The organism is Frankia sp. CcWB2 (genome assembly GCF_977927585.1).
Genome location: NZ_CDWRCM010000084.1, coordinates 1 through 13548, shown reverse-complemented (window position 1 = coordinate 13548; position 13548 = coordinate 1). Strand labels below are relative to the sequence as shown.

Below are 13548 nucleotides of genomic sequence, written 5' to 3'. Positions count from 1 at the left end.
CTCGCGATACCCGGGCAGTTCGGCCCGATGATCCGCGTCGTCGCCTTGTACTGGGAGTAGGCGAAGAACTCGGTCGTGTCGTGGATCGGCACGCCCTCGGTGATGACCACCGCGAGCGGGATCGCCGCGTCGATCGCCTCGATCGCCGCGTCCTTGGTGAACGCGGGCGGAACGAAGATCACCGAGGCGTTGGCGCCGGTCTGCGCCATCGCATCGGCGACGGAGCCGAACACCGGCACGCCCTCGACCTGCTGGCCCACCTTGCGCGCGTTCACGCCGGCGACGACGTTCGTGCCCGCGGCGAGCATGCGGCGGGTGTGCTTGCTGCCCTCCGAGCCGGTGATGCCCTGCACCACCACCCGGCTGTTCTCGTCAAGCCAGATAGCCATCGGTTCGCAATCCCCTTCGCCCAGGTCAGGCCGCGGCCGCGGCGAGCTCGGCGGCGAGCTTCGCCGCGCCGTCCATCGTGTCGACCGGCTTGACCACCGGCAGGTTCGCCTCGGCCAGGATGCGGCGGCCCTCCTCGGCGTTGTTGCCGTCGAGGCGCACCACCAGCGGGGTGCTGACGTCGCCGACGATCTTCAGGGCCTGCACGATGCCGTTGGCCACCGCGTCGCAGGAGGTGATGCCACCGAAGATGTTGACGAAGACGCTCTTGACCGCCGGGTCACCAAGGATGATCGACAGACCGTTTGCCATGACCTCGGCGGACGCGCCGCCGCCGATGTCGAGGAAGTTCGCCGGGCGCTTGCTGCCGAACTCCTCCCCGGCGTAGGTCACCACGTCGAGGGTGGACATGACCAGGCCGGCACCATTTCCGATGATCCCGACCTCACCCTCGAGCTTGACGTAGTTGAGGCCCTTCTCCTTGGCCTTCTGCTCCAGCGGGTCCACCGCGGCCACGTCGACGAACGCCTCGTGCTCCGGGTGGCGGAAGTCGGCGTTGTCGTCCAAGCTGACCTTGCCATCGAGGGCGACGACCCGACCGTCACCGGTGAGGATCAGCGGGTTGACTTCGACGAGGGTGGCGTCCGACTTGAGGAACACGGTCCAGAGCTTGGCCAGCAGCTCGCTCGCGCCGTCCAGAGCCGCCTCGGGCAGCTTCGCCGTGACCGCGATCTCGCGCGCCTTGGCCGCGTCGACTCCCCTGAGCGGGTCGATCGCGATCCGGGCCAGCGCCTCCGGCTTGGTCGCCGCCACCTCCTCGATCTCCATGCCGCCCTCCCGGGAGGCCATGGCGAGGAAGGTGCGGTTCGCCCGGTCCAGCAGGAAGGATGCGTAGTACTCCTCGGCGATGTTGCTGGCTTCCTCGACGAGCACCGAGTGGACTGTGTGGCCCTTGATGTCCATGCCGAGGATCGCTGTCGCCTTCGCGAAGGCGGCATCCGGCCCGTCGGCTACCTTGACGCCACCGGCCTTGCCCCGGCCTCCGGTCTTGACCTGCGCCTTGACGACGACCTTGCCACCGAGCTCGGTGGCGATCGCGCGGGCCTCCTCGGGGGTGGTCGCGGTCTTCCCGGTGGGCACCGGTACGCCATGTTCGGCGAACAGCTTCTTCGCCTGGTATTCGAAAAGATCCACGGTCCGTCCAGTCGGATGCGGTCGTTACGGGTTGGGATACGTAGAGCTGCACAGAACGCCTGCGAGCCTACTGACGAGGGCGTTACAGCGCGCGCCACGCGCTGTGCACCACACCGCCGTCGCCGGCGGCCCACGGGTGGGATCGAACGGGCCGATCCGGCGCATCCCTCGACCCGGTCCGGGGCCCCGGCAGGTCGATACAGGACAGATACAGGACAAATGAGTGTGGACACCCACCGCGCCGAGGGCGGCTTCCGCCCCACCGTCCTCAGAGCGCGGGTCCGCCGGGAGCCGCTGAGCGTGACCGACGGGACCTGCCCTACGCCGTCCCGTGTCCGACGTCACGAAAGTTAAGACCCTCATTATGTCGGAAATCACATGGAAGAAACACCGATCGTGGCCAGCCCCTCCGGACCAGTCAGACGAATTTCAGGATAACGACGATCAAGATCATCGCTAGTCCGATCCCGAGCCAACCCAGGCCGATACCGACGGCCGCCACCGTGGCGCCACGCTCATCCCGGCGGCGGATCCGAACCCGCGCGACCAGTCCCACTACGACAGCCGCGGCACTGCCAATCCCGAAGATCCAGAGTACCGCCAAGAGAACCGACAGCATCGCGCCGCTGTTCCAGTGCCGGCGCCGCGGCGCCTCGGCCCGCCGAGCGTCGGTCCACAGCCCGACCCGCAGCGCAGCCGGTCGACCCGCTGGCGGGAAGGCCGACGGATCGGGAGGACGCGCCGGTGGAGTCGGGTCGCTGGGGCGATAGGTCACCTCCGACCGTCCCGGATCGGACGCCACGTCCGCGGCGGCGGTCGCGCCCCGACGCTCCGCGGGCGCCTGATCCGCCCACTTCCCCGGGAAAACCGCTCCCGACGGTGGCGGGGAGACCGGTCGCGGGGAGACCGGTCGCGGCGGTGCCGCGGGGGGTAATAGCACGGCGGGCCGAAAGGCCGACGCGGGTGGCGGCGGTCCGACCGGCCACAGGCCAGGTGCCGGGCCCGGTCCCTGCACGTCCGGCGCCCAGCCACCGGACGGGTCGGCCTCGGTGACCCCACGCACCTCCCGGCCTACCAGCGCGGCCAGCAGCGAGGCGGCGTCCGGCCGCTCCCGCGGGGCCTTGGACAGCGCCCTCGCGACCAGGTTGAGCAGGTATCCGGGGAGCGCGTGGTGATCGGGAGAGTCCCGCTGTACCCGGACGGCAAGCAGGTCCGGCGTCTCGGCATGGAAGGGATGCCGCCCCGTCGCCGCGTACGTCATGCAGCTCGCCCAGGCAAAGACGTCCGCTGAGGCGTCCGACGGCTCGCCGCGCATCTGTTCCGGTGACATCCAGGCCAACGTGCCGATCACATGACCGGTGCGGGTCAGCGTGGCGCTGTCGGTCAGGTGCGCGATCCCGAAGTCGATCACCTTGGGCCCGTCCCAGGCCAGCAGGATGTTGGACGGTTTGAGATCACGATGGACGACACCGGCGGCGTGGATGGCGACCAGCGCGTCGGCGAGGCCGACGGCGAGACCCCGGACGAGGTGGTCCTCCAGCCGACCGCGGGCCCGGACAGCCTCGGCCAGGCTGGTCCCCTCGACGTACTCGGTGACCATCCACGGCGCCGCGGCCTCGGTGTCGGCGTCGAGCACGGCGGCCACCGCCGTGCCTCGCACGCGCAGCGCCGCCCGCACCTCACGTTCGAAGCGGCTGCGGAACTCCTCGTCCTCGGCGAGGTCCTCGGCAGCGACCTTCACCGCAACGGGACGCCGATCCGGGGCGAAACCGAGATACACGGTCCCCATCCCGCCGGCACCGATCCGGTTCTGCAGACGGTACGGGCCGATTTGGCGAGGATCGTCCTCCATCAGCGGTGTGAGCATCGCTTCCCTCGCTGCACCGGTGCAGCAGGTTCGATCCGGGTTCCCACCCGCCCAGGGGGCTGTGGGTGAAAGAGTATGTCCCCGGCCGCCATCGGCCGAAGGCGCGGTGCGTCGCAGGCGTGCGGGCCCGCGAGCACCCGCCGGCCACCCGCCGGCGGGGAGTGCCCGTCCGTGTTCCACGACACCATGGCCGCGACGACGGGCATCCGGTCGGCCCCGGGCGCGAAAATGCAGGCGTGGACAGCGACACCCGGCCGGGCCAGGAGACGACCGCCGACTGGCGCGCCGCCCTGCTCGCAGGCATCACCCTGCGGCCCGCCACGGCCGCGGCCGTCAACCGACTGGGCTGGCCCGACTACGACGGTCGACCGGCTCTGCGCTGGGGCGAGGGCGCGGTGGCCGGCATCCCTGCCGTGGTCGCGGTCTGGGATTTCACGGTTTACGGGGGAAGCTTTGGCGAGCGGGACGCACATGGGTTCGCCGAGGCCGCCACCGCGGCCGCAGCCAGCCGCCGTCCCCTGGTGTCGTTCCTGCGCAGCGGTGGCACCCGCTTGCAGGAAGGGGTCGCCGGACTCGTCGGACTGCCCCGAGCCGCACTGGCGCTCGCCGCGCTGGACGCGGCGGGGGTCGGTCACATCGCCGTCGCGGACCAGCCCACCACCGGTGGTATCTGGGTGACGATCGGCTCCCGCGCGGACCTTCGGTGCGCGGTACGCGGGGCGACGGTCGGCTTCGCCGGGCCTCGGGTGGTCGCGGCGGTCACCGGCACCGCCCCGTCTCCGGGCAGCTACACCGCAGGCTCGGCGTACGCCGCCGGGCTGGTCGACGCGGCGGCGGCGCCCAGGGCGGTCCAGGCGTGGCTGCGGCGGGCCCTGACCGGCCTGGCGGGTCTACCAGATCGGGAGAGCCGGGCTGGTCCAGGTACCCGGACCAGCCCGGACGGCCAAACCACTCCGGGCGGATCGGGCGACCTGGCAGACGGAGGCGACCTGGCAGACGGATCGGACGGCGGCCCGTCACAAGCCGACGACGAGACCACCCTCCCCGTCCCGCCCGACGATCCGGACACCCGAACCGGGTCCGACGGACCTGCGCCGGGGGCTGAACACGTCGCCGCGCGCTCCGGGTGGGCGCAGGTGCGGGCGGCCAGGGACGGCATCCGACCGGACGGCATCGAGGTGCTGCAGACGCTGCTTCCCGACGGCGTCGACCTGGTCGGGCCGGATCCCCGGGTCGTGGCCGGTGTGGGGGTGCTCCTGGACGACGTCGCGGGGGCTGCGGGGCGGGGAGGGCCGATGCGTGCGGTGGTTGTAGCTGTCGGGGCCCGTCGCGGCGACGCCCCGGGGCCGGCCGGGTACCGGTTGTTGGTCCGCGCCGCCCGGCTCGCGGGGAAGCTGGGGATTGGTCTCGTGACCCTGGTCGACACGCCCGGCGCGGCGAACGACGCGGACGCCGAGGCCGCGGGCATCGCGGCGGCGATCGGGGACGCGATGGCCGCGGTGTTGGCCTGCCCCTCGCCGACGCTGTCGATCGTGTTGGGTGAGGGCGGCTCCGGCGGGGCTCTCGCCGCGGCGGTCACCGACATCGTGGCCATGACCCCGGACAGTTACTTCACCGCGCTCTCCCCGGAGGGCACCGCCGTCACGCTGCGGGTACCGGTCGAGCGGGCCGCAAACGTCTCCGGGCTACGGCCGACCGACCTAAACGCGCTGGGATTCGCCGATCGGCTCCTGTCCGCCACCACCGCGGCCGAGACGGCGCGCGACGCTGCATCGCTGCTCGCATCCCTGAGCCGGGAGGACCAGGGCGATCGGCTGCGCCGGCGGCAGGCTCGATGGTCGACAGGGCTACCTAACAGTCTGTAGTATTTCTCTCCGGTCTTTACTTGGTCACCGGGATATCTGCCGACCTGGGGGGCGAGCACCACGGCTGGCGGCACGGATGGTACGGCGAGGGAAGGCGAGCGGGCCATCGGCGAGCAGATACTGCCATCGTTGGCTGCGGCCACGGCCCGCCTGAGGCGGGCCGTGGCCGCAGCCAACGTCGCCGCTCCAGGGCGGTCGGTCCTCGTCGGCCTGCGCACGACCCCGGTGAATGCCCGCGGGCTCGCCGTGGAAGCGGCCTGGATCGCCACCCACCTCGCCCTCTACCCGGCGAGTGCGCTGCGCCGGCAGCGCCCGCGCGAGCACGAGCCCTACTCACTGAGCGCCCTCTCCCCCCTGCACCGCAGCCTGCTGGTCAACGCTCCCGACGCGGCAGGCACCCCGATCCTGCTGATCCACGGCCTGATCGACAACCGGTCCGTGTTCACCCGGTTGGGCCGGTCGCTGCGCCGCCGCGGTTTCCGCCGGGTGCGCACGGTGGAGCTGCCGCTGCTCGTACCGACGGTGCAGGAAGCGGCGCTCCGACTCGCCGCGTCCGTGCACGCCGCCATGGCGGACAGCGGCAGGCAGCGCGTGCACATCGTCGCCCATTCACTCGGCGGGCTGGTGGCCCGTTACTACGTGCAGCAACTCGGGGGCGATCAGTACGTGGACACGCTGATCACTCTCGCGACGCCTCATTCCGGCACCCGTCTCGCCGGGCTTGTCCCCCGGTCGGTGCCGTACCGGCTCGTCACCCAGCTACGGCCGGGATCGGCGCTCCTACGCGAACTCGCCGCACCCGCCCCCGGCTGCCGGACCCGGTTCGTCGCGATCGGCGCCGGGCTGGACAGCGTGGTGCGGCCCACCGAGGCGACGCTCGACCATCCCGATCTCGACATCGAAAATCACACCGTGCCGGGCCTCGGGCATCATTCTCTGGCCTTCAGCGGCAAGGTTGCCCACCTGGTCGCGAGCTGCCTCGCCGGGGCGCCGGACCGGCCGGGACCGGTCCCCCGAGCGGAACGGTCCCGGCGACCCGGACCGTCGGGACCCTCGGGACCGTCAGAGCTTCTCGACGGGGGCGTACCGCAGGAGCAGGCGCTTCGTGCCGGCGTTCTCGCCGAAGTCGATGGTCGCCTCGGCGGAGTCACCGACCCCGCCGGTGGCGACGACAACCCCGAGACCGAAACTGTCATGGGTCACCCGGTCGCCTTGGCGCAGTTCCAGGACGGCCCGCGCGGCCGGCCGCGCGCGGCCCGAGAACGGCGAGTTCGGTAGCGGTTTACGCGCCGCCGGGGCGTCGGCGGCGCCCCGGCGGGTGGCGCCCGGCCCAAACCCGCCAGACGAACCCCAGGACGTCCCCGCGGGCGCCGGCGGGGGATCGGCCAGCCGACGCCAGTCAACCAGCGTGTCCGGCACCTCGCCGAGGAAGCGCGACGGCGGGTTGTAGGCCGGTTGGCCCCAGGCGCTGCGCATCACCGCGCGGGTCAGGTAGAGCCGGGTCCGGGCCCGGGTGACGCCCACATAGGCGAGCCGGCGTTCCTCCTCGAGCTGGGTGGGATCTCCCAAGGTCCGCAGGTGCGGGAAGACGCCGTCCTCGAGACCGGTGAGGAAGACGACGGGGAACTCGAGGCCCTTGGCGCTGTGCAGCGTCATAAGGGTGACCACGCCATCGGAACCGTCGTCGCTCGGAACCTGGTCCGCGTCGGCGACGAGCGAGACCTGCTCGAGGAACTCCGCGAGCGTGCCCTCGGGCAGCCGCTGGGTGAACTCCTGGACCACTCCGACCAGTTCCTGCAGGTTTTCCACCCGGCCCTGGGACTCGACGGTGTCCTCGGCGAGGAGTTCCGACAGGTAGCCGGTGCGTTCAAGCACCGCCTCGACCACGGCCACCGGGTCGTCGGCCGCCATGGTGCGTAGCTCGGCGAGCAGCGCGGTGAACTCTCGCACCGCCTTCGCCGAGCGCGCGGCGATCCCCGGCACCTCGTCGACACGCTCCAGTGCCTGCGCGAACCCGATCCGCTCGACATCGGCGAAGCCCGCCAGGGCCGCCTCAGCCCGCTCGCCGATCCCGCGGCGAGGCACGTTCAGGATGCGACGCAGGTTCACCGTGTCGCTGGGATTGACGAGGACCCGCAGGTAGGCAAGGAGATCACGGATCTCCTTGCGCTCGTAGAACCGCACCCCGCCGACCACCCGGTAGGGCAGCCCGACCCGGACAAAGATCTCCTCAAACACCCGGCTCTGGGCGTTGGTCCGGTAGAACACCGCGACGTCGGCGGACCGCGCGAGCTTCGCGTCCGAGAGCCGGTCGACCTCCTCGGCGACAAAGGCCGCCTCGTCGTGCTCGTTGTCGGCGGCGAATCCGACGATCTTCTCACCGTCACCGGCGTCCGACCACAGCCGCTTGGCCTTGCGCTGGTTGTTACGCGCGATCATCGCGTTCGCGGCGGAGAGGATGGTCTGGGTGGAGCGGTAGTTCTGTTCCAGCAGGATCACCGCGGCGTTCGGGAAGTCCTCCTCGAACTCCACAATATTGCGGATGTTCGCCCCGCGGAAGGCGTAGATCGACTGGTCCGCGTCGCCAACCACGCACAGCTCCGCCGGTGGGACGGCGCCCGAGGCCCAGGTATCCGACCCGGCCGCTGGCTCCTCTGACTCCACCGGCGCGGACCCGGCACCGAAGTACGCCGGCTGACCGACGAGCTCGCGCACCAAAACGTACTGCGCGTGGTTGGTGTCCTGGTACTCGTCCACGAGCACATGTCGGAAGCGGCGCCGGTAGTGCTCAGCGACGTCGGGGAACGCCTGGAGGAGGTTCACCGTCGTCATGATCAGATCGTCGAAGTCGAGGGCGTTGGCCTGAGCCAGCCGCTGCTGATAAGCGGCGTAGACCTCGGCGACGGTCCGCTCGAGGTGGTTCGTGGCCCGGTCCCGTGCGGCCTCCCAGTCGATCAGTTCGTTCTTCAGGTTGCTGATCTGTGCCGCCAGACCTCGGGCGGGATGCCGCTTGGGATCAAGATCGAGGTCGCGGGTGACCAGAGTGATCAGACGCTGCGCGTCGGCGGCGTCGTAGATGGAGAAGGTCGAGCTGAACCCGAGACTCTTCGCCTCGGACCTCAGGATGCGCACGCAGGCCGAGTGGAAGGTGCTCACCCACATCGCCCGCGCCCGAGGACCGACCAGTGCCGAGACCCGTTCGCGCATCTCGCTGGCGGCCTTGTTGGTGAACGTGATCGCCAGAATCTCCCCCGGCCGGACCCCCCGGGCAGCCAGCAGGTACGCGATACGGTGGGCCAGCACCCGCGTCTTGCCGGACCCCGCGCCCGCGACGACAAGCAGGGGTGCTCCGATGTGCACCACCGCCGCCCGCTGCTGCAGGTTGAGCCCGTCGAGCAGACCCTCGGCATCCAGGCGCGGCGAGGAGGAGTCACCGGGCCCGTCCCCGCCCACCGGCGGCGCCAGCACCGCTGGGCCGAACAGGTCGTAGGGCACGTGCGCACCGCCGTGGACATCCGTCCCGACCGACCCGGCGATGCCGGATCCGCCGCCGTGGGAATCGCCGAAAAAGCCGCTCATGGGACTCCGATCGTACGTTCGACGTCGAGCGGGTCGGACCGCGGCATGCCCGGATCGTACCCGACGACCCGGTTCGCGGTGTGGTTCGCGGTGTGGTTCGCGAGATGCACCGACAGCCCCACCCGGCCGCGGTCCTCGCGCGTCCGTGCCACCACATGACCATCACGCGTCCACGCCCAGTGGTCGTCGACCCGCGTGCTGACCAGCCTATTGTCCGTCGTTCCCGCCCCGCCCCGCGCGCGAGGGCGGGGCGTCGATGGCCGTGGTCCGCGTCAACGCCCGGCCCACCGGCGGTCACGCGGTCAGGCGGTCACGCGGTGCTCGACGCGCTCGGCGGGATGGCCGCGAGCGCCTTCACCCTGCTGGCCACCCCCGGGTCGATGTTGCCGCCCGACAGGATCGCCACCGTCGGGCCCTGCGCGAGATCACCTTGACGCAACAAGGCCGCAACCCCCGCGGCGCCGGCCGGTTCCACCTGGTGGCCGGCCCGGTGCAGCAACACCATCGCCTCCCAGAACGCTGCCTCATCGACCGTGACGATCTCGTCCACCAGGCGTGCGGCAAGGGCGAAGGTCAGAACCCCGGGAGCGTTCACCGCCATACCGTCGGCGATCGTGGTCGACGCCGAGACCACCCGTGACGAACGTGGCGCCGTCGGCTGTTCGGACGTCCGGCTGCCCGGAATCGTCCCGGCTTCCCACAGTGTTCCGGCACCAGGCGTCACCACCCCACCGGGGGGCACCGGGAGCCGCCGGCCAGCCCGCAGCGACGCGGCGAACGCCGACGACAGCACGGACTGCACACCGACCACTCGCACATCGGGGCGCCGGGACCGCACCGCCGCAGCCAGCCCGCTGATCAGTCCTCCGCCGCCCACCCCGACCAGAACGGTGCCGAGATCGGGCACCTGATCGAGCAACTCCAAGCCGATCGTGCCCTGCCCGGCCACCACCGTCGGGTCGTCGAATGGGTGGACCAGCAGCCGGTCTCCCCGGGCGGCGAAGGCGGCGGCCGCCGCGAGCGCCGCCTCCACCCCCCCGGGTATCTTCTCGACCCGGGCGCCCCACCGGCGCGTCCGCGCCACTTTGACCGGATTGGCCCCCACCGGCACGAAGATGGTCGCCTCGACGCCGAAGGTCGCGGCCGCGAAGGCCACTCCCTGGGCATGGTTACCGGCACTGGCCGCCACCACCCCCCGGGCCCGCGTCGCCGGATCCGCGGTGGCCACCCGGTGGTAGGCACCCCGAAGCTTGAACGAACCGGTGTGCTGCTCGTGCTCACACTTGAGCCAGACGGGCGCACCGATCGCCGCCGACAGGCCGAGATCCCGGACGACTCTGGTCTGTCGTGCCACCCCGGCAAGGACGCGGGCCGCGGCGCGGATGTCCGACGCCCAGAGTTCGGCGTCCGGGGCTACCGATCGGTCGTCTGCGGCTGCTGCGGTCATGGAGCATCTCCCGGCGGCTGAGCGGCCACCCCACCATGACCGCGGCAACAAAAAAGCCCCCCACCAGGACAAGGCGGAAGGGCGAGGCGCGGACCCGATGACCGGTCGCGCGCCTAGGTAATGGCCATCTCGTGCGGGGTCACGTCATCCAGGGTGCTCCGGTCCCGCCCGGACGTCAAACGTGCCCGTCGGCGGGGGTCGCCCGACGGGCACGCGCTCCGATCCGGGATCGTCACTCCCACTCAATCGTGCCGGGGGGCTTGGAGGTGATGTCGTACACCACCCGGTTGACCTGCGGCACCTCGTTGACCACCCGGTTCGAGATGCGTTCCAGCAGGCCGTAGGGGAGCCGGGCCCAGTCGGCGGTCATCGCGTCCTCGCTGGTGACCGCGCGCAGGACGATCGGGAAGCCGTACGTACGCTCGTCACCCTGGACGCCTACCGACCGCACGTCGGCGAGCAGCACCGCGAAGACCTGCCAGATCTCGCGGTCCAGGCCGGCCTTGCGAATCTCCTCCCGGATCACCGCGTCGGCCGCCCGCACCACGTCGAGCCGCTCGGGCGTGACCTCGCCGATGATGCGGACGGCGAGGCCCGGGCCCGGGAACGGCTGGCGCCAGACGATCTCCTCGGGCAGCCCGAGCTCCTCGCCGAGCCGACGGACCTCGTCCTTGAACAGGGTCCGAAGCGGCTCGACCAGACCGAACCGCAGGTCCTCGGGCAGTCCGCCGACGTTGTGATGAGACTTGATCTTCGCGGCCGTCGGCGAACCGGATTCGATCACATCGGGATACAATGTCCCCTGCACGAGAAAGTCGATCGTCGCGCCCTCCGCCTCCGCCCGGGCCTCCAGTTCGCGGGCGGACTCCTCGAAGACCCGGATGAACTCGCGGCCGATAATCTTCCTCTTCCGTTCCGGATCGGTCACTCCGGACAGCGCGGCGGCAAACCGGTCGGCCGCCTTGACATGGACCAGATCCACACCGGTGGTCGCGACGAAATCGCGTTCGACCTGTTCCGCCTCGCCGGCCCGCAGCAAACCATGATCGACGAAGACGCAGGTGAGCGCGTCTCCCACCGCCCGGTGCACGAGCGCGGCAGCGACCGCGGAGTCCACCCCGCCGGACAGGCCGCAGATCAACCGTCCGGTCCCGACCTGGGCCCGGACGGCCGCGACAGCCTCGTCAACAATGTTGATCATTGTCCAGGTGGGCCGGCAGCCCGCGCCCACGAACAGGAAGTGCCGCAGCACGTCCATGCCTCGCTCGCTGTGGACCACCTCCGGGTGGAACTGCACGCCGTAGAGACGACGCGCGGGGTCCTCAAAGGCGGCGACCGGGGCCGACGGTGTGGAAGCCGTCACCCGGAAGCCGGGCGGCGCGGCGGTCACCGAGTCGCCATGCGACATCCAGACCTGCTGGACAACGGGCAGACCGTCGAAGAGAACCCCGGGACCCGACACCGACAGACGAGTTGCTCCGTACTCGGCGGTTCCCGTGCGCGCGACGGCGCCGTCAAGCGCCTGAGCCATGACCTGATGGCCATAGCAGATACCGAGAATAGGCACTCCGGTAGCGAACAACGCAGGATCCACCCGGGGCGCGCCAGGCGAGTAGACGGACTTCGGGCCGCCAGAAAGGATCAGTGCGGACGGACGCCGGGCGAGGATCTCGTCCACCGACATATCCCACGGGACGATCTCCGAATACACATGACATTCGCGTATGCGCCGGGCGATCAGTTGGGCATACTGGGCACCGAAATCGATCACCAGCACGGTGTCATAGCCCGGATGCCCCACCGCGGACGGGCCGGTGGGGCCGTCCGCCGGGGACCGCGGAACATCCCGAACCGCGCCGGTATCCGTCGGCTCCGCACCGCGACCAGCACTGCTACGCTGCAACTCACTCACCCCGCAAGCCTACGGACACGGCGACCCCACCGGTCCGCCCAGGCGCCCAACCATCTCCCACGGCCTTCACCGGAACAGACGAAGCACGCCGGACGCCGCCACGAAGGCGGTAAGGGCTCATGTCGGAGATGTCTAGGATGCCGAGTTTGCGTCTTCAGCCGGGTTCACTCACCCCGACAATCGCTTCGATCATCAGTGACGCCCGATGTCGGCCTTCCCCGGCCTTCCCCGGCGGTTACGGTAGTGGTGACTCCGCGCGCAGTAGCGACAACTGACGTGCAGCCACCAAGGCGCTTACGGTGGGCGCCTTTCGGATGCCGACTTCGTACCGCTATGGTGCCTGACAAGGGACATCCGGGCCCGATACCGAGCCATCCTGGTACGACCTGTTCCGGGAGGCTGGCGGAGAGGTTGCGAAGGTACGTGCGCAGACAACCGATGGCCAGCAGCACGGGCATCGCCGCAGACTCGGAGCCGACAGTGGCGCCGGGTTCGCCCGTGGACGCCGAAGACGGCGGGCAGCGCGATGGTCGATTCGCCGCGCCACCGAACCCAGCCGGGTCGGGACTGGCGCGCCTTCACCGCGCCGCCGCCAACCCCACCAACTGGCGGGTACGCACCAAGCTGATCGCGATTCTGGCCGTGCCTGTCATCGCGATCCTCGCCTACTCGTCCATCGAGGCGGGTACGGTGCTGACGAGCACGCGGGACGTCAACCGGATGTCCGACCTGACCGAGATCAGCCGCTCGGCGTCCGGGCTGGTCCACGCCCTGCAGGCCGAGCGCACCTACAGCACCGGATTCATCGCCAGCGGTCCCGTCGGCGCCCGGGACGGGAGCACGATTCCCACCCGCCGGGCGGCGGTCGATGAAGCTTACAAGGCGTACAAGTCAGCTGCCAGCGAGCGGCGAGGATCCTTCGGCAGCGAGGTACGCCGCGCCCTCGACGACATCAGCAGCCGGATGGACACGCTGCCCGCCAAGCGGCAGACGATCGAAAGGCTGATCGACAGGAAGGCGGTCGAGACCGCCTTTCAGCCGATCATCAACTCGCTGATCAACCTGATCCGGCTGATCCCGCAGGGAAATGACGACCAGGAGCTCAACGCCGGGGTCAACACGGCCTACTTCTTGATGTCCGGGACGGAGCTTCTCGCCGAGGAGCAGGCACTTATCCACGGCCTGCTCACCCGCAACGGGAACCATGTCCTCACGGCAGACGACTATCGCGAGTTCCTGTCGGCCGAGACCCAGCGGGGCCGCCAGCGCAACGATCTCGAGAACGTCGCTCTACCGG

9 protein-coding genes and 1 pseudogene are annotated in these 13548 nt (G+C 70.6%); 3 read left to right on the top strand and 7 right to left on the bottom strand.

What is annotated here, in order from left to right; translation table 11 throughout:
• The 3 genes from ACY45C_RS10975 to ACY45C_RS10965 form a co-directional block, all read right to left on the bottom strand.
• Nucleotides 1-389, bottom strand: a 389-nt coding sequence (locus ACY45C_RS10975; protein ID WP_462187518.1) for a CoA-binding protein, incomplete at its 3' end; no start/stop codon positions are given.
• A 25-nt stretch (nucleotides 390-414) separates the two neighbouring features.
• A complete protein-coding gene (sucC, locus tag ACY45C_RS10970) occupies nucleotides 415-1581 on the bottom strand; it encodes an ADP-forming succinate--CoA ligase subunit beta (RefSeq protein WP_462187517.1) in 1167 nt (388 codons plus the stop codon).
• 418 nt (nucleotides 1582-1999) lie between these two features.
• Nucleotides 2000-3448 (bottom strand): serine/threonine-protein kinase, encoded by a 1449-nt coding sequence (locus tag ACY45C_RS10965; protein WP_462187516.1) that lies wholly within the window; start codon nucleotides 3446-3448, stop codon nucleotides 2000-2002.
• Between the two features lie 236 nt (nucleotides 3449-3684).
• On the opposite strand from ACY45C_RS10965, the gene ACY45C_RS10960 reads away from it, so the two are divergent.
• On the top strand, nucleotides 3685-5313 hold the full coding sequence (locus ACY45C_RS10960; protein WP_462187514.1) for a carboxyl transferase domain-containing protein: 1629 nt from the start codon (nucleotides 3685-3687) through the stop codon (nucleotides 5311-5313).
• 162 nt (nucleotides 5314-5475) lie between these two features.
• Nucleotides 5476-5994 (top strand): annotated as a pseudogene (locus tag ACY45C_RS10955) (esterase/lipase family protein); the annotation flags it as partial.
• A 381-nt stretch (nucleotides 5995-6375) separates the two neighbouring features.
• Here ACY45C_RS10955 and pcrA read toward each other — a convergent pair.
• From pcrA to guaA, 4 genes are all read right to left on the bottom strand, one after another.
• Complete coding sequence (pcrA, locus tag ACY45C_RS10950) at nucleotides 6376-8892, bottom strand: DNA helicase PcrA (RefSeq protein WP_462187513.1); 2517 nt, start codon at nucleotides 8890-8892, stop codon at nucleotides 6376-6378.
• The gene (locus ACY45C_RS10945) at nucleotides 8889-9044 is read right to left on the bottom strand and encodes a hypothetical protein (protein WP_462187511.1); all 156 of its coding nucleotides are present in this window, start codon (nucleotides 9042-9044) and stop codon (nucleotides 8889-8891) included. The genes pcrA and ACY45C_RS10945 overlap by 4 nt, the downstream gene beginning before the upstream one ends.
• Before the next feature lie 158 nt (nucleotides 9045-9202).
• Nucleotides 9203-10339, bottom strand: a complete 1137-nt coding sequence (locus ACY45C_RS10940; protein WP_462187510.1) for a threonine ammonia-lyase — start codon at nucleotides 10337-10339, stop codon at nucleotides 9203-9205.
• 232 nt (nucleotides 10340-10571) lie between these two features.
• Nucleotides 10572-12140 carry a glutamine-hydrolyzing GMP synthase gene (gene guaA / locus ACY45C_RS10935; RefSeq protein WP_462187523.1) on the bottom strand — a complete coding sequence of 523 codons (1569 nt, stop codon included), beginning with the start codon at nucleotides 12138-12140 and terminating at the stop codon, nucleotides 10572-10574.
• A 549-nt stretch (nucleotides 12141-12689) separates the two neighbouring features.
• Here guaA and ACY45C_RS10930 point away from each other — a divergent pair.
• The coding region (locus tag ACY45C_RS10930; RefSeq protein WP_462187509.1) for a nitrate- and nitrite sensing domain-containing protein at nucleotides 12690-13548 on the top strand (859 nt) is incomplete at its 3' end.